This window comes from Candidatus Neomarinimicrobiota bacterium (genome assembly GCA_030743815.1).
Lineage (GTDB): Bacteria > Fidelibacterota > Marinisomatia > Marinisomatales > S15-B10 > UBA2146.
The window spans coordinates 24,675-46,548 of sequence record JASLRT010000034.1; the positions used below are offsets into that span (position 1 = coordinate 24,675).

General features: G+C 53.3%; 17 protein-coding genes. 6 read left to right on the forward strand and 11 right to left on the reverse strand.

Features of this window, described 5'->3' with window-relative positions; all coding sequences use genetic code 11:
• The first annotated feature begins 11 nt into the window (after nt 1-11).
• Nucleotides 12-2,495, forward strand: coding sequence for a TonB-dependent receptor (locus QF669_03190; GenBank protein MDP6456451.1), 2,484 nt, complete (start codon nt 12-14; stop codon nt 2,493-2,495).
• Between the two features lie 6 nt (nt 2,496-2,501).
• Here QF669_03190 and QF669_03195 read toward each other — a convergent pair whose 3' ends face one another.
• Nucleotides 2,502-3,170: a hypothetical protein gene (locus QF669_03195; GenBank protein ID MDP6456452.1), complete on the reverse strand. Its 669-nt coding sequence runs from the start codon at nt 3,168-3,170 to the stop codon at nt 2,502-2,504.
• Nucleotides 3,171-3,175: 5 nt separating this feature from the next.
• On the reverse strand, nt 3,176-4,708 hold the full coding sequence (locus QF669_03200) for a hypothetical protein (protein MDP6456453.1): 1,533 nt from the start codon (nt 4,706-4,708) through the stop codon (nt 3,176-3,178).
• 143 nt (nt 4,709-4,851) lie between these two features.
• Here QF669_03200 and QF669_03205 point away from each other — a divergent pair, with 143 nt between their 5' ends.
• Nucleotides 4,852-5,754 carry a type II CAAX endopeptidase family protein gene (locus QF669_03205; GenBank protein MDP6456454.1) on the forward strand — a complete coding sequence of 301 codons (903 nt, stop codon included), beginning with the start codon at nt 4,852-4,854 and terminating at the stop codon, nt 5,752-5,754.
• Between the two features lie 106 nt (nt 5,755-5,860).
• On the opposite strand, the gene QF669_03210 is transcribed toward QF669_03205, so the two are convergent.
• The 4 genes from QF669_03210 to QF669_03225 all read right to left on the reverse strand — a co-directional run bounded on the left by QF669_03210 (nt 5,861) and on the right by QF669_03225 (nt 10,011).
• Nucleotides 5,861-6,874 (reverse strand): polysaccharide deacetylase family protein, encoded by a 1,014-nt coding sequence (locus tag QF669_03210; protein ID MDP6456455.1) that lies wholly within the window; start codon nt 6,872-6,874, stop codon nt 5,861-5,863.
• 9 nt (nt 6,875-6,883) lie between these two features.
• Nucleotides 6,884-7,864 (reverse strand): alpha/beta hydrolase, encoded by a 981-nt coding sequence (locus tag QF669_03215; GenBank protein ID MDP6456456.1) that lies wholly within the window; start codon nt 7,862-7,864, stop codon nt 6,884-6,886.
• A gap of 71 nt (nt 7,865-7,935) precedes the next feature.
• The gene (locus QF669_03220) at nt 7,936-8,217 is read right to left on the reverse strand and encodes a hypothetical protein (protein ID MDP6456457.1); all 282 of its coding nucleotides are present in this window, start codon (nt 8,215-8,217) and stop codon (nt 7,936-7,938) included.
• A 12-nt stretch (nt 8,218-8,229) separates the two neighbouring features.
• Nucleotides 8,230-10,011, reverse strand: a complete 1,782-nt coding sequence (locus tag QF669_03225) for a sodium/solute symporter (protein MDP6456458.1) — start codon at nt 10,009-10,011, stop codon at nt 8,230-8,232.
• Nucleotides 10,012-10,277: 266 nt separating this feature from the next.
• Here QF669_03225 and QF669_03230 point away from each other — a divergent pair, with 266 nt between their 5' ends.
• Nucleotides 10,278-11,783: a hypothetical protein gene (locus QF669_03230; protein MDP6456459.1), complete on the forward strand. Its 1,506-nt coding sequence runs from the start codon at nt 10,278-10,280 to the stop codon at nt 11,781-11,783.
• Nucleotides 11,784-11,810: 27 nt separating this feature from the next.
• Entirely contained in the window at nt 11,811-13,496 is a 1,686-nt protein-coding gene (locus tag QF669_03235) for a hypothetical protein (protein ID MDP6456460.1), read from the forward strand.
• Between the two features lie 149 nt (nt 13,497-13,645).
• On the opposite strand, the gene QF669_03240 is transcribed toward QF669_03235, so the two are convergent.
• Together QF669_03240 and QF669_03245 are read right to left on the reverse strand one after the other, a co-directional pair.
• Nucleotides 13,646-14,260 carry a GNAT family N-acetyltransferase gene (locus QF669_03240; GenBank protein MDP6456461.1) on the reverse strand — a complete coding sequence of 205 codons (615 nt, stop codon included), beginning with the start codon at nt 14,258-14,260 and terminating at the stop codon, nt 13,646-13,648.
• A 119-nt stretch (nt 14,261-14,379) separates the two neighbouring features.
• Nucleotides 14,380-16,395 (reverse strand): CocE/NonD family hydrolase, encoded by a 2,016-nt coding sequence (locus QF669_03245; protein MDP6456462.1) that lies wholly within the window; start codon nt 16,393-16,395, stop codon nt 14,380-14,382.
• A 112-nt stretch (nt 16,396-16,507) separates the two neighbouring features.
• Between QF669_03245 and QF669_03250 the strand changes: the two genes are divergently transcribed.
• Entirely contained in the window at nt 16,508-17,524 is a 1,017-nt protein-coding gene (locus tag QF669_03250; protein ID MDP6456463.1) for a glycerophosphodiester phosphodiesterase family protein, read from the forward strand.
• Nucleotides 17,525-17,540: 16 nt separating this feature from the next.
• On the opposite strand, the gene QF669_03255 is transcribed toward QF669_03250, so the two are convergent.
• Genes QF669_03255 through QF669_03265 form a run of 3 tightly spaced genes read right to left on the reverse strand, consistent with a single transcriptional unit; the run spans nt 17,541 to nt 21,301 of the window.
• A complete protein-coding gene (locus QF669_03255) occupies nt 17,541-19,313 on the reverse strand; it encodes a sodium/solute symporter (GenBank protein ID MDP6456464.1) in 1,773 nt (590 codons plus the stop codon).
• Between the two features lie 16 nt (nt 19,314-19,329).
• A complete protein-coding gene (locus tag QF669_03260; protein MDP6456465.1) occupies nt 19,330-20,121 on the reverse strand; it encodes an alpha/beta hydrolase in 792 nt (263 codons plus the stop codon).
• Between the two features lie 31 nt (nt 20,122-20,152).
• Nucleotides 20,153-21,301, reverse strand: a complete 1,149-nt coding sequence (locus QF669_03265; GenBank protein ID MDP6456466.1) for a M20/M25/M40 family metallo-hydrolase — start codon at nt 21,299-21,301, stop codon at nt 20,153-20,155.
• Between the two features lie 361 nt (nt 21,302-21,662).
• Between QF669_03265 and QF669_03270 the strand changes: the two genes are divergently transcribed.
• The gene (locus QF669_03270) at nt 21,663-21,854 is read left to right on the forward strand and encodes a PspC domain-containing protein (protein MDP6456467.1); all 192 of its coding nucleotides are present in this window, start codon (nt 21,663-21,665) and stop codon (nt 21,852-21,854) included.
• Nucleotides 21,855-21,874 lie beyond the last annotated feature (20 nt).

The window sequence follows — 21,874 nt, forward strand, 5'->3', positions numbered from 1 at the left end:
CAAGGGGACTCATGTTGAGAGACAAACTTCGCATCATCCTCACATTACTGATTTCTTGCGGTTTTTCCATATATGGGCAGTCAGTTACTGGACTGGTAACTGACGAAAAGGGGATTCGCCTCATCGGGGCAAATGTCTATATCGAAGGAACTGAGTTCGGCGGCGCCACAGATAGCAAAGGCCGGTTTCACATCGAAAGCATTCCACCGGCCGATTTTGTGCTGGTGGTCACCTACATCGGTTACCAATCGCAGCGTCTCTCACTTTCACTGTCAGATGATCTCACTGCTCTCACCATCACCCTTATTGCGGGAGAACTGTTCGGACAGGAGGTAGTGGTAACCGCCCGCAAACGGGAGGAGACGATTAAGGAAGTGCCCATCTCCATGGTGGCAATCCAGGAGGATATGATCAAGGACCTCGGTGCAACGTCACTGCACGAACTGGTAGCGCTGGTACCGAACGTGACCATAGTGGAAGGACAATCTTCAATTGACGATTTTAACATAAGGGGTATTGCGGGCGGAGCGCGGAATCCCGGCTTCGGCTCAGCCGAGGGGGTCTATCTCGACGGCGTCATCATGGGCAGACCAGGTTTCATCAACTTTGATATCGTCGATATGCAGAGCGTAGAATTCTTGCGCGGGCCGCAGGGAACTCTCTTTGGACGCAACGCTATCTCCGGTGCCATCAACATGGTCTCCGCCAAGCCGAGCCCCGTCAGAAGAGTGGCCGCCAGCGCCGATCTGGCGCAGAACAACTATCGCAAGATTCGTGCCATGGTCAACCTCCCACTCACTGATTGGATCTATGCGAAATCCACGCTGTTCTATTCGTACTGGGACGGATACCTCACCAACAGTTACAATGGCAGACAGGAAAAGTACGACAATACTTTCGGCGGCAGGTTCGCTTTGCGAGCCGTTCCTCTCAGGCGGCTGACTATCGATTTCAGCTACGATTTCAGCAGGGATGACATCATCGGTGCCGGCTATCATGTATCGGACTGGCACCTCACCAGCGACGCGCCCACTCTGAACGGCACGCTGATAGATTCGCTCTATGAAGCCAGATGGGATTCAATCATTACCGATGAAGGACGGTACTTCTACCGACACGATACGACAACCTACTACAAGCGCAATCTGACCGGTGCCACGCTGACGCTTAACTACACACTAAGCAACGACTGGACACTTTCGTCTATCACCGCTACCCGCTCTTCCGGCCGGGATTATTTCAATGATGAAGACGGTATCGGCTTGCACCTCATCACTGGAAAATGGGACGATACCGGGGACCAGATTTCGCAAGAACTGCGTTTAACTTCCGGCTCAGGAGGCAATCTCTCATGGGTAGGAGGACTGTTCTATTTCAGATTGACAAACGATATGACAGGCCCTGTTTACCCCACAACAGAATTTGTCTATTTCGTCACCGGTCTGCCCCCTTTCCTGACGGAGAATCTGATAGAGGATGTGGCGCCGGAAGGTCACGGCATCACCACCAGTGTTGGTGTTTTCGGCTCCCTCGACTATTCACTGTTCGACCGACTTACCTTCACATTAGGCGCCAGATATACAAAAGATACCAAGGATATGAAATACCGCCAGGACGGGCTTCCGGCCTTCGGTTATATTTACATGCCGGAAGATGAAGATGGTGACGGAGAACCCGACGGATTCTACGAGGACACTTTGGATTGGAGCGCGGTTACACCATCAGTGAGTATCAAATATCGCTTCACTCCTCTCATCAACATCTATTCGACTGTTTCTCAGGGGTTCAAAAGTGGCGGGTATAATTCGGACTATGTATCAAACTTCGAATCGGTAACCGAACCGTTTGATCCTGAATTTATCACCAACTATGAACTGGGAATCAAGGCAGGCAACCGCACTAACACAGCATTCATTAACGCCGCCTATTTCTACATGGATTATGAAGATATGCAGGTGAGCCAATTTGTCGATCTCTTCGAGGGCTATAAAGTATCCAACGCCGCCTCCTCAACTATCCAGGGGATCGAGGCCGACTTTACCGCACGACTCTTTCAGAACCGTCTGACCCTCATGGGTGGTTTCGGGTTCACGCAAGCGGTCTTCAACAAATTCAACGATGGACAGGGTAACGATTTTTCCGGTCAGAACATAAGCTATTATCCCAGGACGTCGTGGAGCCTGGTAGCCGACTACGCGCAACCGCTCAAGAGAGGCCTGCGCCTGAATGCCCAATTGCGAAGCGATCATATAGGTGAAGTGGCAGTTGAGTTTACCACCGATCCGCTTCTGAATGAACTCATTGTCGATTCGCGTACGCTCATCAACGGTCACGTGGGCATCGATGCAGGCAGATTCGGCTTCTACTTGTGGGGTAACAATCTGCTGGATACAGAATACATCAGATGGCACGGCATCAACGGCTACATCGGCATTCAGATGCAACAGTGGGGGGAGCCCCGCCTGCTTGGCGTCAGGGTATACTATCGTATGTGAAGAGTACTATTTGCGGGAAGACTCTTTCCTCAACAGGCGACTCATCACAAGAAACCAAGTAATATTGTAATATACAACTATCTTCTGCATGGCAGGGACGGCAGGACCGCTTAGATCCGAGAGCCCCTGATAGATATGAGCGGCGAGGATAAAGGCAAAGCCGCCTGTGAAAAGGAGCTCCTTTCTGGCCAGGCTCCTCCCCCAGATTCCGTCGCCAATCGTAGTAATCATCACCAGAAAGAGCGGAATCCCCCACAGCCAGACGCCGGCCATGTGCTGCTCCGGGCGGATGTCATCGGGATTCAGTCCTACGCGTATGAGGCCAATGGCGGAAAGGACACCGGCAAGAGTGACAGCCAGACGAAGAAACTTCTTTTTCGAAAGGAGCGAGGGATAGACGATGTAAAAGTAGATCAGGGTGACCGCGTGAATAATGAGAGAGGTGTTAAAAAGGGGTTCAGCCACCCTGTTGGGTACGCCGGCGTAGGAGACCGTTCTTCCGAGGTCGCTGAAGAAGTTGTGCCAGAAAGTATAGCCGCTAGCACCAGCATCCCAGGCTGTTCCACCGCCATAGAAGAACATGGCGACAGTTGAGCACAGCAGAAACTGCAGGCAACCAAAGACCGTCACACGGCTGGCAATATCAGGGGTCACTTTAAAGAGACCTAACCGCATGCCCCCTACCGTTTGTCCCTCAATCCCAACACAACGTCACTGATTTCTCTGTGTATGATGGGCGCTGTCTCAGGACCGATGGAGTTGACCTCCCCATAGGGCGAACTACTTGCATTATACAAATATGGAGCATCTGTGTCCCATTCACTTTTGGGAATGATGTAGCCAATCTCATCATTTGCCAGTCCAAAAACGAATTTGAACCGTCCCGGCATCAGCTCCCGCAGCGGGGGCACTTCCATCGGCTGGAGGGTATAGTCCTGACCGGGCGGCGCCTCGATGCCACCGTTAATGATTTCAGGATAGATCTCCCCCGGAACGGTCATGAAACTGGCGGGTCCAAGGGTGAAAGCTGCCACCTCCGTCCGCATCTCCATCCACCGTTCAAAGCCGTGGCTTAAGACACCGAGGGCAAACGCCAGCCGGAAAATCTTGTTATGGAGCGGAACAGCGATAGTGCGCGCACGCAGGGTGATGCCACCCTCATCTATCTCTACAACACCATCACGCCTGAGGGCGTTGAGCGCCACCGCAGCAATCTGCTGCCCCTGTGCCCTCGCCTTTGCAAAAGAGACAGACGTGTAGGTAGTGTCCTCAAACAGATCGGGGATGGCAAATCTCGGACTGGTGGTCATAAGACCGCCAATGGCGCCGTTAATATAGACGGCTGTCCCACCGACACCCTCTTCAATGAACTTGCGGACATAATGAGGATAGTCTGAGGAGATAAGAAGATTGCGGGACCACATCGTCTCCGGGTGGTTGGCCCACGCAATGAGTATTCCCAACGTTGTGTCCACTTCAGCATCGAGTGCCTGAATAAGTCGCACCCCCGGATCGAGAACGATGGGGTGGCGGGAGTCTTCCACGAATGGAGCCGCTCCCGTCAAATCTTGAGCAAACCTGAAGACGGCCGGACGAAGGTTTTGCGCCGCCTCTTCTACGGCCTTCACCGATTGTGACTTTACATGTGCCATATAGTTCGGGTCAACACCGCTCTTGAACCAGCCGCCGCCCCACAGTCCCAACAGATCCGGCGCCTCGTGGTCATGCGTGCTGCAGACAATGGCATAGTCGATTTCTAACTGCGGGGGGAGCATTTTCCTGATATCGATAACATCATCATGGAAGAGGCCGACAGCATCAAGGGCGACGATGGCCAGGCGTGTCTGTCCGTCATCAATGATCATCACTCTGGCCCAGAGATCGTCATGGATGCCGTTGGCGGGACGGCGGTTGTGGAAACCGGCAATCCAGACGGGATCGAACATGCCGTTACCGTTTCCATCCTCAAAAATATCGCCGTCAAGCGGCTGATAACGGGCGTCTCCGTTGGCATCTGTCCACGTATCAACTACTGTAGGTGTGATGGGGAATGCGGCGAAACCTGCCGACAATGGGCCCTCTGTCTCAGCAGCATCAATCTTCAGATCGACTGAATAGCCGGGATGCCGGTTGCGGATGTTGGTAATCATCCAGATTGCAGAGATAATAATGATAATCACCAGCACTATTCCTGTCCGCTTAAGCCACTTCATGTTGATGCTCCCTTGTTAAATCGTGTTTCGCTAAGAAAGTGATGACAACAGGGTAATCGCCCTTACCCGCCGACTGTTTCCCCGGCCGGGCCACACTGAAATCGGTTGTCATCTTTGTTCACACCCGTTAAACTGTAAAGAATATGTGGCTCGACTGGACAGCTTTTCTCCTTCTGATAATACTCTATGTTGCTTTCTCCGGTACTTGGTTTACCAGTCCGTTACAATCACTCTGTTCGAGCCGCGGCAGAGCATTGCTGATTACCGCTCTTTTGGCCGTCCCTTTTGTCCTCGCAAACTTATCCACTTTCTCCCATGACATCTACAGATTTCTCACAGATTTCGGCAGGCTCTTCCTCTATCTGCTGACTCCTGCGCTGCTGACTCTTTACCGTCCCAAGGATGCTCCCACCTTGAATTTTGCTGACGTGGTAGCCATCCTGGCCCTCTGGCTGCCCGTTGAATTCGGCTGGCTGCCGAAAGCGGACGCCCATACCACCTCCGGGGTGAGCTTCCCCATCCGTCAGCTGACGGCTGTCAATCTGGGATTTTTTCTATATCTGATTTTGAGGCCTCTGCCGCAAATGGGCTACAATTTCAGAATACGAAGGAGCGATTTGAGAATCGTACTGCTCAGTTTCAGCGCGTTTCTGATCGTGGGAATTCCTCTCGGGCTCGCTTCTAACTTTCTGGCGCTGCATATCCAGCCGTTTGACCTGCCGCGCTGGATCCTGATATGGGTGCTCGGTTTCTTCTTCACCGCCCTGCCGGAGGAGATGCTTTTCAGGGGGATCATTCAGCAACAGATGGAAACGCGTTTCGGCAATAGAAACCTGGCCCTGGGAATCGGAGCCGTCATCTTTGGTCTAGCTCATATCAACAACGCTACAACCGGCTACCCAGAGCCCAACTGGATGTACGCCATCATGGCCACGCTGGCGGGTCTCGCTTACGGCTACACCTGGATGAAAACAGGAAAAATCACCGCATCGGCGCTGGTGCACGCATCGGCCAATTTTGTCTGGGCAACGTTCCTGGAAGCCTAGCCGGATGAGCGTAGTGAGAGACAGTGGTCTTTATGGAAGGATAACTGTGAACAGGGATCTCAGAACAAACCGCGGAGTTGGCCGATAATGTATTAAAATCCGGTCCCTATCCACCGTCTGGAGCCCCGGTGTCTGCTCGGGGCTGTTCAGCTTGCCGGCCATCTCGGAACCGTCCCATCATCTCCTTCCAATTCGTGAATAGTACTCCTTCTTGCTGAAGGAATTCCATCACTTCCGGATCGGAAAACATCTGTGCCTCCCACACCCGCTGCTGCCACGAGTTGGTGATCCGCTTCAGGGCGGGCGTCTCGATGGACGGGTGAAATATGATCTCCGTAATCCCCGGCTTCAGTGATTGAACCAGTTTATAGAATTTTCCTTTTTTCTCAGCGTAAGTATCAGCTTCCGGCGCGGCGTAGAAGTCGTCCAGTTTCGGCAGAGGATAGTTCCGTCCGAGCTCGATCATCCGTTCATCGATCGGGTAGCCCTCACCCCGGAACCGCACCACCACCTCCGGTGTAAACTCGATCACCATGGCAGGAATTCCGTATTCTGTCGCCACCTTGAAGTAAGCCTCCGTGAAAGCGGTGCTGGCGTAGAGGGTCCCCATGTGGGTATCCAGGTGACCGGGGCGTATTCCCCGTGAAATGGACCGCTCCACTTGCGCCCTGATCTCTTTCTCGACTTCCGTTCCCGATGCGTGCTTCACCACATCTATTACCTCGCGCCAAAGATAGCCATCGGGATCGATAAGTCCCGGCACATCTGTTGCGCGTGAGACTGATCCCCAGCGGTAGTAATCCCATTCGCTGGTAAGGGCGAGGTGGAGACCGACATCTTCTTCGGAGTTTTCCCGGTACCAGTCGGCTATTTCATCGAACCACGGGCACGGCACCATGGCTGAAGCCGACTGGATGAAGTCGCCTATAAGGTAATCCTTTGCGGCAACATTTGCCTCATAGCACATGCCGATGTCATCAGCGTGCAGGATCAACACGCGCTTGTCTTTTGCATAACCGAGCCTTTCACCCCATGTGGCGCTGGCTTCCGAATTCTCAGAACTGCCGGTGCACGCAATGAAAAGTCCCAAGAGCAGTATACCGGTAAAGTGTCTCGCCATGACTCCTCCTCAGTCAGCGTTTATCAGGAATCGCTGGAAAAAATCGTTCATATGATACTGAAAATACTCGTTCACAGAAACCACGGCGTCCATCATGTGCACCCACCCCTTCAGTCGGTGGTATTCATGCGGCACACCAACTTGCTCTAATCTGGCGGCCAGAATATCACCCTGCCGGATGGGGACAACCTTATCGCTGGTGCCGTGGAAGATTAGCGTAGGCGGATCGTCTGCTGTAACGTGAGTGATGGGTGATGCTGTCACGAACAGTTGAGGATCTTCAAGATATGACTTGCCCAGAAACTCCCGCACCGCATCACTCTGCTGTCCCACCGGTGTTGTCAGATCGACAGGGCCGTAAATATCCACAACCGCTTGAACTAAACTGGACTCCGCCCCATTCTTGCTCTCCACAGGCTGGTCCTCTTCTTCTGAATAGGCGACCATAAGGGCAAGGTGCCCACCCGCCGATCCGCCGATGAGGGCGATCCTTTCGGGATCAACCATCAGACGCCCGGCGTTGGCTTTGATCCACCGCACCGCCTGCCGCACGTCTGTTACAGCCGCGGGGAATTGGTAGTCAGGGGAGAAATGGTAGGAGACTGAGGCCGTTACATAGCCCTGTTCCGCGAAATCGAGGAGGTAGACAAGATAATCTGACCGCTCCCCGTGGCGCCAACTGCCACCGTGAATAAAGACCAGGCAAGGGGCCGGTTCCGGCTGTCCCTTCATACGATAGAGATCGAGAGCCAGCTCCCTGCCGCCCACTTCCCTGTAGACGAGATCCTTCTGTTCAACTATATCGGGCGGCACTTCAGGATCGAGATTGACTATATTTTCGACGCCTAGAAAAACAGCTAGCTCCAAAAACTTAAAGCTGTAATACCCCCGCGGAGGCGCGGGTCCATCTCCGGCCAGTAGAAACGAAGCAGTGACCAAAACAACAAAGGCATTCCCTAATCTGTTCCGTATTCCAGTTTTACCTGACATCAGTGAAAAATTCACGTTTTTCCTGCAAGGCAAACATCTGTTGAATTTCAAGCCACGGCATAGCCGGGGAGCTAAAAAAGGAGATAAATAGCGATTTGGGAGACGAGGGCAACGATGGCGAACGGCCGCAGATTGGTAAGCTTGCCAGTTGCTTTGTTCTTAATGGTCATTTCAGATTGGGGAATGGTGAAGATCCAGACGAGCAGAATCACAAAGTAGGCAATGAATACGCCACGGGCCACCGTCAGATCAACTGAGATAACCAGGTCACGGAAAAAATCTCCCGGACCGCGGAGGATATCGGCCCAGAAATCGGCAAGCGCATTAGAGATCGCTATCAGAACGGCAGTCATATGATCTCTCTTTTATTCATAACGATATACCATGCCCCTCAGTTTTTCATCAGGTTCCGGGGAGGTTAACAGACTGACAATGACAGTAAACGAGATGGATACAACAAACGACCACCACGCAATATAGAGGAACGGTTCCGTGATCTGGAACAGCGGCTGGGTGGCATTATTATTAACCCATACCAGTCCACTGGAAAACGCCACACCGGTGAGAAGTCCTGCCAAGGCCCCCTTGCCTGTGGTCCGCTTCCACAGGACACCGAGAATGATGATGGCAAGACTCGGTCCCTGAAACAGGGACAGCAGCGTCTGGCTGAGTTCATAGATGCTACTGAACCGGTTGGCATACTGGGCGAAATAGATGGAGAAGACGATGAAGATAAGTGTAATCCACCTGCCGACGACAAGATAGTGGTGGTCGTCGCGGTTGGAACTGATGTAGTTCTGGTAGATATCTCTCGTCCAGATGGTAGCGGCAGAATTAAGCATTGAATCGACGCTGGACATAAGTCCCGCCAGAAAAGCGGCGAAGAAGATCCCCAGCAGTCCCGTAGGGACGATATCCCTGATAAGTGTGGCCATAGCTTTATCAGCATCAGCAATATTGGGGTTGTGGGCCAAGGCGATGATTCCCGGGATCACCATGGCAAACGGAATCAGAACCTTCAAGAGCGAGCCAAAAACATACGAAGCTTTGGCATCTGCCATTGAGCGCGCTCCCATAGACCGTTGCACGATAGCCTGATTACCAATCCAGTAAGCATTGGCCAGAACAAGTCCCAGTCCGAAAAAGATTCCTGACCACGGATGGGGCGCTTTGGTGTCCGCGGGAAGTATCAGACTGAAATGATCCTGCGCCCTGTCACCCAATGCGTGCACGGTATCCACAAACTGGCTGACGCCACCAAGCTTGTAGATGCCGAAGAACAGGACAAAGAGGGAGCCTCCGAGCATTACGACACATTGAATGACATCAGTATAGACCACCGCCCGTAGACCGCCCAAAAGTGTGTAGATACCGATGATGGCACCCATTAAAACGATGGAGTAGAAAATAGTCCAGCTTGGGCGCCTCGCTTCACCGAGAACTTTCTTGCCCCATTCGGCACTGATTTCATCCCGCTGGAAAAAGAGTGTCGATCCCTCTGCGACAGCTCCCTGGGCATCTGTGGTGAGAAGATCCCTGTCTATGAGCACCAGATTGGGATTGTGTATCTCTTCAAGTTCAGTTGCCTCACCATACGACCCGGTGAAAATAAAGTCATATTTTTTCGCATCTGTCACTTTCGGGATTGCTTCAAACGTATGCCTTTCCTGACTCACAATCATTATTTTCGGGTTAAGATCGAGGAGGACGTTGAACATGACAGCAGAAGCGTACAGAACAATCCCCAGGGCCATGGCCATATAGACGCCCCAGATTAAGGCTGATACCGTCCGGACAGTGTTGTTGTAACGGGCACCGAGCCACTCGGGTATGGTACTCACTTTTGATTTCCAGAACATGGGGATGAAAAGGAACGCCCCTATAATCATGACAGGTACAGACCCGAGCCAGTCGTAATTACCGAGGACGATACCATAGAGATAGGCCGAACCGGCAACCCCTACCATATCCACAGCACCGATATCGGTCACCACCAGCGACATCCCGATTGCCCACCACGGCAGCGACCGGCCGGCGAGGAAGTAATCTTTGCCTGTGCGCATGCGACGGCCGAGATAGGCACCGAGAGATACGGTGCCCAAAAGGTAGATGACGATTATAATGTAGTCGATACGTCCAAGAACCATGATGTTTTATGATCCGCTTCAGAGAAAATCAAAAGAATAGTAAGTATGCCCCGGATGCTGAACTTGAGCTGTCTTCTCAGCGCATTAGACCGTCCGCGATTCTCTAAAGTCAAATGCCGGGAATTGGATTTATCTTTGCCGAAAGACCTCATTAGGAAGCGGCAAGATAATACATCGTTCAATAATAAATCCAGCCTTAATTGTACTGGTGATCCTACCGTGGGATCTGGCGTTCTTACCGAAACCGACCCGCAAGAGAGCGACCGGTGACGGAAAAAGATAGTGCCAGAATCCAGCTATTCAATATACATTCTTTGCAGCTCATGATACGATCCCATCTGCCAAGAGCTATTCTCGTCACTATCATCATTTTACTCGCCACTGCTTTCCACCGATCACCTTACATCGCTGAAGCCCTCACCGAACAGCAAATAGAAGATTTTTCGGTTGTCGTAGCTCCGGCGAGAATTATCTTCGAACCGTTCTTCGGTCCCCTCCTGTTCTATATGCGAAGCGTCCGTCCCATTGCTGAACTTTTCGCTTTTGCAGTTTGGATCGCTGTTGTCATGCTCATAGTCATGCTGAGGCGCGGCAAAGGTCTGAAGAACAGCAGTACGGGACGCACTCTTCTGAAGTGGTTTGCCAGACTCCCCGCGGCGTTCGCAATGTGGGGCGCAACGCTCCTTATGATCATTTTCGTTCCTCTTCCAAGCAATACTATCCGGAACAAATCCGCAAACAAAATTCTGCTGAACATTCACGCTCACTCGTACTTCAGCCACGACGGTCTCTTCTCGCAAGCACAACAGATGGCGTGGCACAAACGGAACGGCTTTGATGCCTTCTTTATGACGGACCACAATCACCACGCGAAAACGCTCGAACTTATGGAAAGACAGAACAGAGGCGAAATCCCTGAGGCACCCGTTGTCCTGTGCGGCCAGGAATTCTCCGGCAGCAATCACATGCTGTTGCTGGGGATCAATCACGATTTTACGAGCAGAGGAATGGCTGAACCCCAGCTCATCGACTCCGTTCACGCCCAGGGCGGAGCAGTCATTGTGGCTCACTGGTTTGAGAATAGGAAAAATCCCATCGCTCACTACGTGAAGATGGGCGTGGACGGATTCGAGCTCGAAAATCAGAACAGCCGCGGATATGCCGACAGCCTCAGAACCGCCCTCATCAAGGTGTGTCAGTCCAACAACCTCCTCTCGTTGGGATCATGCGACTATCACGGTTACGGTTCCGCCGCCTACACCTGGAACGCCCTCACCATCCCAGAGTGGAAAAGACTCTCCCTTGGAGAAAAGCGGGAGGCTGTGATGGAGATCCTGAGGTCGCGCAGGAGTGCCGAGACCCAACTCCTTATCTATAGTGACCGAAGGGAAGACAGCCGGGAGCTCGTAGCCTTAAGCCCCCTTTTCACCTGGATGGACTACTTCCGTAGTCTGAGTCTCCTTCAGGCGGTTTCGTGGCTCGTCTGGATGGGGCTGGGACTTTGGATAAGCAAGACGAGAAGGGTCGTCTCTTTCAGACAGTGGTTGGAAGGGAAGCCGTTCCGCCTCGAGAACCTGATTTCGTTCATATCCGGCGGCTGGATTCTCTGCATCGGATTGTTCAATCTGTCCAGAGCACAGAGCCTCGAAGGGTTCAACGAAATCTTTCTCGAGTTCGGAGCCTACTTCTTGATCCTTGGCGCCTTTTTTGTGCTCTATCCTTTCACACTTATGCTTGCTGCCCGCTACGGCAACAGGTCAGCAGATTCGTAAACATTGACTATTATCAGGGAGGAAATCATGGAGAACAACAGGTGGACGGTTCTTAAAAGATACCGCCATTCCAGCAAGTGGCATCCGTTCCGAAAGACTGCTTTACTTGCTCTGTCTGTCACAATCTTTGGCACCGGAACTGTAATCGGTCAAACACAGAGAGTAGCCACCCACTATGCATTGAATTCAGCCGAAGTGCCCGCGAAGGTGCTGCAAAATGCCCGGCCGAAGGTTTGGAAGGGAAATGAGCGGGGCCCCGTAGAAGGCCTCATGCTGTACAGGACGGAGCGGCCAGGCGCCGTCTGGCTCGGGAGTGACGAGGGTGCAGTACGCTTTGACGGCAAGGCTGCACATCGCTGGGATCGATGGCAGTACTTCCACGGGCGCCGCTGGCTCCAAGATAATGATATTCAGAACATCCACGTGGAAGAGGGGGACGGCTTGCGGAAGGTCTGGATTCGGACAAAGACGGGAGTGTCGCTCATCGAGTGGCGGCCTATGACACTGGCAGAGAAGGCGGCACATTATGAAAAGATGATTGATGACAGACACCTTCGCCACGGCTTTGTCTCCGGCTGCGGGCTCTTCGCCCCGGGAGATACTTCCACGAGTCAGACGAGAGACTCGGATAACGACGGTCTCTGGACGGCCATGTATCTGGCGGCTGAGGCTTACCGCTACGCCGTGACCGGTTCGGAGGATGCGCTCTGGAAGGCCCGCCGCTCCATGCGCGCCCTCATGAGGCTTGAGGAGATTACCGGCATTACCGGCTTCTTTGCCCGCTCGTTCAAGTCTGTGGATGAGCCGCCGCACGGAGGCGGCGAATGGCACCCCACTCCCGATGGGAAGTGGCTCTGGAAAGGAGATACCAGTTCCGACGAGGCGGTCGGCCATTACTACGCCTATGCCATCTATTTTGACCTCGTAGCCACGGAAGAAGAGAAGGCGGAGATGGCGGAAGTTCTTTCCCGCATCACTGACCACATCATGGAGAACGACTGGAACCTCATCGATGTTGACGGCAAGCCGACGCGGTGGGGAGTCTGGGGGACGGAGTACTTTAAGACGCCAGAAGGAGAATACGAAAAGGCGCTCCGGTCGCTGGAACTCCTCTCCATACTGAAGACTGCGCACCACATCACCGGAAACCAGAAATATGACGACGCCTACCGCGACCGGCTTGATCACGGCTACGGCACGAACACACTCTACTACCGCCGCTGGATCAGCGAAGAGTGGGAGATTAACTTTTCCGATGACGAACTCTACTACCTTTCGGCCTTTCCTCTTTTTCTATACGAAGACGATCCGGCACTGCGGGACAATTACCTCGCCAGCGTGCGGTTCACCTGGAGTCAGATCCGCCCGGATATGAACCCGCTCTGGAACTTCATGTCCGTCGCCTCAGGTGCCGGCGCTATGACCGACGATATACTGAAAGAGTCGCTCATGACCCTGGATAGAATTCCTCTCGAAATGGTTGAATGGCGCATGGAGAACTCTCACCGCATCGATATACAACTGCGGCCACTGGCGGATCGTTCCGGCCACCCTCAAACCACCTTTGTCCTGCCGCCGGACGAACGACGGATTCACAAGTGGAATACAAATCCATTCATTCCAGACGGCGGCGGAGATGGATCGAGCGAAGAAACCCCTACATACTGGCTTCTCCCTTATTGGATGGGGCGGTACTACGGGTGGATTGAGTAGAATAGCCATCCTTCTTCACTGGCGCTATAAAGGACGGGTCTCCGATTGTTCACGTACCGAAAGTCGAATACTTTACCGTAAGCCAGATCAGTAGGAGTTCTGCTCAATAAGCAAAAATTCTTGCCGTTCGGCCGCTGGCCATAACCTCCCTAAAGCCGCAACCCCATATAGATCGAATCCCCACTCCTCTCCAGCTCCACGAATCCGTAGACAGTGTAGAACCGATAGGCCCTCTCATTGTTGAGCGCAAGTTCGAGATGAACGCCCGCTGAACCTGCTTCCCTGAGATGTTCCATCAGTCGATCCATCATGAGCACACCTTGTCCCTTGCCTTGAGCCTGCGGCAAAAGATCTATGTGGAGATGGGACTGGTATTTCCGCAATGAGTCAGGATGAGTGACATGGGGGTGATAGTAGAGGTGGTAGAGCTTCTCGTCCTCCGTCCACTCTGAGCGATCACCGGCAGGCTCACGGTATCTCCGTCTCAGCTGCGGCAGCCACTCGTTCCTGAAGCGGCGGTAGAACAGATCAGACTCAACAGCTCCGAAGATATAGCCGCAAACGCCGCGGTCATCTTCCAGCACGAAGGCGGACTGAGGTTCGAGGTTTACATACGGCCCTACATAGATGTGGCCCAGTGCCAAGGGATCGGTGAACAGATGGGAAGCATCCTTGCCCGAGTCGCCGGTCTTGAGGCAAATCTCATAAACGGCAGATTCATCTTTTGGCTCGAAGGAGCGGATTGTGAATGGACTATCGGGCACGACCCTTAAGTACTTTGTGATTGGTTAGCGGTAGCTGGTTATTGGTTGCTCGTCACTCGCTGTTTGTCCGCCCGTCCTCGAACGTCTAACGTGAGGGGCAATCCGCGACAGAGGCATCCTCAAGAGGACGGTATGATCGGAAGTTCAATCCGCGAAGGGCGATTGCCGCCCCAGTGCACAGTGACTGTAGGCACAATATTCTCACCATCATCCGGATCATTATTCGGCGCCAGCTTCGGATGGAGCCTGAAGGTCGGCGCATCGGCACAGGCGATGGAAACCTGAATCCGGTGCCCTTTCCTGAATACCCATGACGTGGGGTGAAAATCGAACCTGAGTTCGACCGTCCTCCCATCTGCAAGGATACCTTCCACATACTGGTCCTTGCGGTAGCCGTGCCAGGGGAGTTCAGGCAAAACTTCGATACCGCTATTGCCCGGAATGATGTCATCGTTATCGTACAGCCCGGCGAAGCCTGCCCTGAGCTGCCCCTCTGTCACCAGAACGGATTGACCAGTCTCGTCCACATCTTCCAGATAGATGAAAAAATCGCCGTAGGCCTCAGTTGAGGAAACCCAGAGATCGACAACAGGGTGGCCGGTGACCTCCGTATCGCGGGACATAGGTGGACTGGTGTACAGCAGTGTCTTCTTGTCCAGTTCAGTTCTCACCGGAATAGCGTCGGGCTGTCCGCCAGAGAGGCTCATCCATCGATTGCCATTGTTTGAACCGTAAACTGAACTGTGAGAATAGTCAACTGTATAGTCATCGGTACCTCTGCTTGGCGATGTCTCACTCAGCAACCCCTCCGGTCCGAAGTAGTAACTTCTGACAACCTGGCGTTTCAGCGGCCACTCTTTCTCCTGCCGCCAACCGTCACCATTCATGACGTAGATCAACACAGGATCTTCACGCTCAATTCCGTTTTCAATCCCCTTAAGATAGCGGTCAAAGAATCTCAAATGTTCTGTCAGAACCATATCGAGAGCTTCCTCATCGGTATAGCCAAAGTAGTGCCACCAAGGACCGGAGGTAATACTATGATAGGCTGGTGTTATCATTATTCTTGAAGGATTCTTCTGTCCAAGGGTACAGTAAAGCTCGAAGCTTCCCCGGGTGAATCCGTCGAACCAGCCGCCCACATTATACACGGCGATGCCCGACTCCATAATGGCCGTCGCCTGAGCGTTGGGACCGACATCTATGGCCGCATATCCCAAGGGGTTCTTGGCGTCAACAAAAAAGAGATCCTCCGCCCATTCTGTATAGTCATAGTTTCTCTGATGGTGATCCATGGTAGCGTGATAGTAGATATGTTCCCGCTCGGCACCATTCTCATCACGATAGGCAGGGGGATAGCCGTCATCAAGGAACATCCCATTTTCGTTAACATCTATGGGAATCTCATCGGTCAGTTCACCATCACCGTCTTCATCCGTTACGGGGGCAGTCATAGCCTTAATATCGGGGTGATAGAAATTCCGTTCGGAATAGTACATAAAGCCGGACCAGTCCTTCATGAAGCCTTCCAGGTAGATACCGCCGGGATAGACCTCTCCGGTGTAGCCGTCCAGAGGAATGACAGCGGGCATAATGCACTTCAGCGCCTCAGGCTTTTGAGAGGCTGTGGCGGTCTGCGACCATCCGACATAGGAACCTCCCATCATGCCCACGTTTCCATCGCACCACGGCTGAGCCGCCATCCAGTCGATAAGCTCCTTGCCGTCCCGCCAGATTTCCGGCATGAAATCCATGAGCCAGCCGCTGGAGATACCTGTTCCGCGGATGTCGGCGCACACCAGGGCATAACCGTGAGACAGAAGAAAAGTAGCCCCATCCTCGTGAGACATATCCCTGATCTCGCCTGTCTCAGGATTGATCTGCGCACGCTGATAGGGGGTGTACCACAGTACCGTCGGGAAGCTCTCTCTTGGCGGTCCTTCGGCCGGTATGAAAATGTCGATGGCGATCTTGGTTCCGTCAGACATTTTCACGTATTCTGAACTTTTTGTGAAACCGCTGAACTCCGGTGCAGAAAAACCCGAGTACGCGAACGGTTTGCTCACTTTACTAACCCAGCCACTACAACTCATCAGCATGAGACAGCAAACGAGGTATAGATATTTATTCAGCATGAAGCGCATCTCCTGATTTGGTGATGTGTCATAGATTGACTATTAGCGACAGAAGTATTAGACTCTGCAGTCCCATCTAAAGTAAGATTATTCAGAAAGAAAAAGAAGCATCATGTCACTGGTTACAAATCGAACTATTCATAGTCCCCTGAATATCTTTTTAACGACCGTTTTCTGCTACATTTCGTGCGTTCCCGATCCGGTCTTCGACGTCCAAGGTCATCGGGGAGCAAGAGGGCTGCTCCCGGAGAATACACTGCCCGGCATTGAACTGGCTATGGAGATCGGCGTCTCCACCATCGAGCTGGATCTCGGCGTCACGAAGGACAGGCAGGTGGTTGTCGCACACGACCCTTACATCAATCCGCGACTGTGCCTGAATGCCGACGGTTCCCCCATCGAAGTCGATTCCGGAGGGTACGGCCCATTCATTATGAACCTCACTCTGAAAGAAGTACAATCATTTGACTGCGGCTCCCTCAATCCTGATCCAGCGCGCTTCCCCGAACCTCCGAGAGTGAACCTTCCAGGCACACCTATTCCAACCCTCCAAGAGGTATTCGATCTAGCGAAGAAACAAGGACGCAACGTCAGATTCAACCTCGAACTGAAGATCCATCCTCTCTATCCTGTAACGGTTCCTGATGAAAAATTCGTGACCGCGGTTCTGGAGATAATTCGCCTGAACGGGATGGAAGGGCGCGTGGTGATCCAGTCTTTCTACTGGCCGGCCCTAGAACGTGTCAGAAATCTCGCACCATCCATACGAACGGCGGCCCTCCTCGGAGACGACACATACAAGTCGATGAACGATTCCACACCGTCACCGTGGCTGAACGGGATCGACTTCCATAAATCGGGCGGTACGTCTCTGGGACTGCTCAGGGCGGCGGACGCCTACGTCGATATCTTCTCTCCCCACTGGGCACTCGTGGTAGCAGAAGATTCACTCTTTCTCGGGAGCACCGTGAAAGAAATTCAGAACACCGGGTTTGAGGTGATCCCGTGGACGGTGAACGACACTGAGACAATGGCACAGCTCCTTGACCTGGGTGTGGACGGCATCATCACCGACTACCCCGACCGGCTGATGGCGCTCATCAGGGAGAGGCGGGTTAGGGTGAAGTAGTCTTACTAACAAACGATCAATTCTCTTCGACCGTTCCCCAAACCAGTCCTCTCTGCCGTTCAGCCGGCTCGGCTTTCGAGAAGAAGGTGACAGCTACGCCGAAAAGACCGCTCACTGCCACACCGAAACAGGCGCGCATAAACTTGAACTGATTCATCCCCGCGAGGAGGCTGTCGCCGCCCTCCGTCATTGGGACGCCATGGGCGAAGGGCGTGATGATCTGTGGCACGAACAGAGACAACACGATTGCCCCCATCCCGCCGATGAGCGTAGCGAGGGCGGCCTTCTGGGTGAAGCGTCGCCAGAAGACGGACAGCATGAGTGTCACCACGAGGGGAGGCGTAACCGCGGCGGTGAAGGCGCCGTGGGCCGCGTAGATGGTCTGGAAAGACATGAACACCGGCACGAGTAGAATACCAAGGATTGTGACGGCCACTGAACTGAGGCGCGCGGCCACAAGTAACTCCTTCTCCTGAGCTTCCTGGCGGAAGATTGGCCTGTAAACGTCATTCACAAACACCGCTGCCACAGCGGTGATGAGGGTGTCGACGGTGGACATGAGGGCGGCGGTGAGGGTGGCGAGAATGAGTCCAAAGATTCCCGGACGGCTCAGGAAGTGGGTTGCCATAAAAAAAGCTTCTGCCGATTCAGTACCCGGTGACAGAACGCCTGCTTGAACCAGCGCCCGCGCTACCCATCCGCCCGATGCCACCACAACAGCCGCCACAGGCATCAGAACCAGCACCACTGCCACCATGGCCTTGCGGCCATCAGCCACCGATCTCGCCGACAGAAATCGCATAATGATCCCTTGATTCAGAAAGTAGAACATGGCCGTGTTGGCGATGCCGTCCTGCCAAAAGATGCCGACACTGGGGAACGAGGGATCGCTGTTGAAGTTCGGGAATGCCAGCCTGTGACTTCGCGGCAAGTGATGCCAGAAGTCATCAAATCCACCGAAATAGTTGACTCCGAGAAACAGAATCAGGATGCCAGTGACCAAGAGCATTACGCCCTGCAACAGGTCAGTCATGATGACGCTTGTCTGTCCGCCAGCGGTGACATAGATGGCGGAGATGGTTGCGACAATGATCGCTGCCGTAGGAATCGGCCAACCGAGAAGGATGTTCAGCACCTTCCCCATGGTGAAAAGATTCACCCCCACGTAGCCGATGAGGTAGATCAATAGATAGAATGTCACCCAGCGTCGTACCTTCGAATCGAACCGTCGCTCAAAGTACTCCGGAATGGAGGTGATTCGGGAAAAGTAGAGGATCGGCAGCCAGCCGAACAGGAAAAGCGGTAGCCACATCCAGTCGTTGAGATAGGTCTGCGAACTTCCGAGGCCATACTTGAAGGCTACCTGGCTGTATTTCACAAAGCTGTAAGAGCCCACCGTCGTCGCCACCAGAGAAAAAGTGATGATGGGCCAGCGGAAGCGCCGCCCGGCGAAAAAAAAGTCAGCCAGTGTCTTCTGGCGTCTGGCGAAGGTCGTCCCGACGATGAGGATCAGAATGAAGTACGCGATCATGATGCCGTAGTCGAGGGGTGTGCCCATTGTTCCGACTGGCAACCAGAGTTCCCGGGAAATACCGGTTACTCCTTGGGACATGGAACCAAATTGAAGATAGCCCTGAAGGAGGGCGTAGAAGGCGAGGGCGAAAAAGAGAATGAGAAGATTACGCACCCCTTTGCCCGACAATCCAACATATCCCTGCCGCCAGGCGAAGAAAAGTCCCGCAAAAAAGACTATGCCACCAAGACCATACTGATAGATGTAGGCAGACATCTTCAGAAACTCTGTCCTATCGGTCTAACCTGTTCAGAAAACCGGCCACGGCGTGGTTGAACTCCTCCGGTTTTTCTGCCGGCAGCCCGTGATAAGAATCTTCGATGACTACCAGTTCAGCGCCGAGCATTTGGGACACGTATGCTTCTTTCACGTTAAGGGGAGTATAATCGTGTTCTGCGGAAAGCACCAGCGTAGGCACATGAAGCTCCCCAAGCCGATCGCGAACACTCCATCCCGCCATAGACTTGAAAGCACTCAGGTAAGATTGCTTGTTATTCTCCGCCCACCGCTCGATGAAGACGTTCCGCAGTTCCTCCTGACTGTCCTTCGGAAACAGTCGGCCCGCCAGCACTTTACCCATCTTTCTCATCCCTAAAAGTCTCACGACGGTGTTCCGTTTCCACATTTCCATCTTTTCGCTAAAGGTTCGAAAGAGAAGCTCCACAAAACTGTTTACCAGAACGAGACTTCTGACTCGATGGGGATGGTCCAGCGCAAACTGAAGCGCTATCACACCGCCGAGTGAAAGCCCAACAACATGCAGAGACTCTATCTCCAACCCGTTTAGGAGAGCTTCAATATCCGCTGAAAACTGAAGAATACTGTATTGTTCTTTCGGTTTATCTGACTGGCCGTGCCCCCGAAGGTCGATCAGGATTACCCGATAGTCCGCCGAAAAGAATTTCGTCTGTGCCTCCCAGTCCCGCGTGCTGGAGCCAAGACCGTGAATAAACAACAGCGGCTCCCCAGTCCCGTGAATGTCGTAGTATAGATTGATCCCGCCAACTTCCACCTTTGCCATCATTACCTCCTGAAGAGGGTCTCGAGCATGCGTATCAATTCACCGATGACTGATCCATGCTGCTGATCAGCTTTTGTAGCGACTCATACACTCTCACTAAGCTGCTGAGACTCACCCACTCATCGACGGCGTGGGCACCGTGACCGACAGGACCGAAAAGGACTGAAGGAATTCCTGCCGCGGCGGCGAGGGCTGAATCAGCCCAGTATGACATCCCTTTCAGCTCCGCCGATGGAGCCACAGACTGAAGGCGAAGGACGATTTCTGCATCGGCATCAAGACTGTGTGACGGACGGTAGAACAGTTCTTTTGAGTCGACAGAGTGATTTCCAGGGAAAGCGTTCGCAGCGTCCGCAACCCGCTTCAGCTCACGGTTGAGATCTTCCTTCTCCTCCCCCGGCAGTATCCTCCGCTCCCACGTCAGCCTCGATTCAGCCGCGATCACAGGCAGGGCGGAGCCTCCTTTGACGGTCCCTACGTGCAGTGTCGCGTGTCCCAAAAGAGGGTGTGGCGCGCGAGCGTGCAGCTCAGACTGGATCTCGGCAATTTCCGCTATGGCAGGACCCAGCGGCTGAGCAGCGTCAACTCCTTCCTCCGGCCGCGATCCGTGAGCTGACTTACCGGCAATCGTCAGCTCGTACCAGGCAAATCCCTTATGACAGATACCTATCTGCTCTTCTGTCGGCTCCATAAAGATGCCCGCAGACGGTAGCTGGGGGAGCGTCGGCAGCCAATCATCAATCAGCCGCTCCATGCCGAGACTCAAGTCTTCTTCGTCTACCACGAACGTTAGATGAATATCGCCCGGAGGTAAATGATCCGAAAAGTGTTCTGCCAGCGCCAGCATGATCGCCGCACTGCCTTTCATATCGTATGCGCCTCGACCGTAGAGTTTATCTCCATCCCGCCGCAAAGTGAAGGGATCGTCCATATTCTCAGTTCCCACGACATCCATGTGCGCATTCAGGAGAACGGACGGTGCACCGCCCGCTCCCGGGATAGTAGCCACCACATTTGCCCGTCCAGAACCGCTATCTTGCACAGCCGGCGTCACTCCCGCGCTGCTCAATTCCGATGCGATGAATTTGGCAGCGCTCTTTTCACCAGGCCCCTCACTCCACGCCGGATTGACAGAATCACACGCCACTAACTCAGCTAACAGTTGCTCGAGACGGTCTTCCATACTTTCCTTTTGTGCTCTAAGAGTTACGTCTAGAATTGGTTAATACGCGGTAACCTCCTGAACAAGAAACGCAACCGGTCAGTCATCGATTAGATACCACACAATGAGCACTCAGAAAACTACGCTTGATCAAATAGAACGCAAAGGACAACCTTCACCAGCCGTCTGTGAGCCCGCCTTGGCGGGTCGCTGACGGCAAATCCAGGGTATACCCGCAAACCTGTCGGCGACCGCCCGCTATCGGGATCGGAATCACCGACGGATTCAAAATCATGCGCAAAAACGAACGGTTCGGCTTAGATTTCCTTACCCCCTTTACGCTGATTCTGATGACGACTGGGGAGCTGATTCTACTTGAAACATGAAGCGTCTTTACCGAAACAGGCTGGAAGGAAAGATAGCCGGTGTCTGTGCAGGACTGGGTGAATACTTCGACGTCGATCCTGTCCTCATCAGGCTATTTTTTGTTTTTCTGGTACTTTGGCACGGTGCGGGCATCATCGCCTATATCGCCGCCTGGATCATCGTACCGGAAAAACCAGTCTCTTCCTGATCTCCGCCTAACTCCGATTT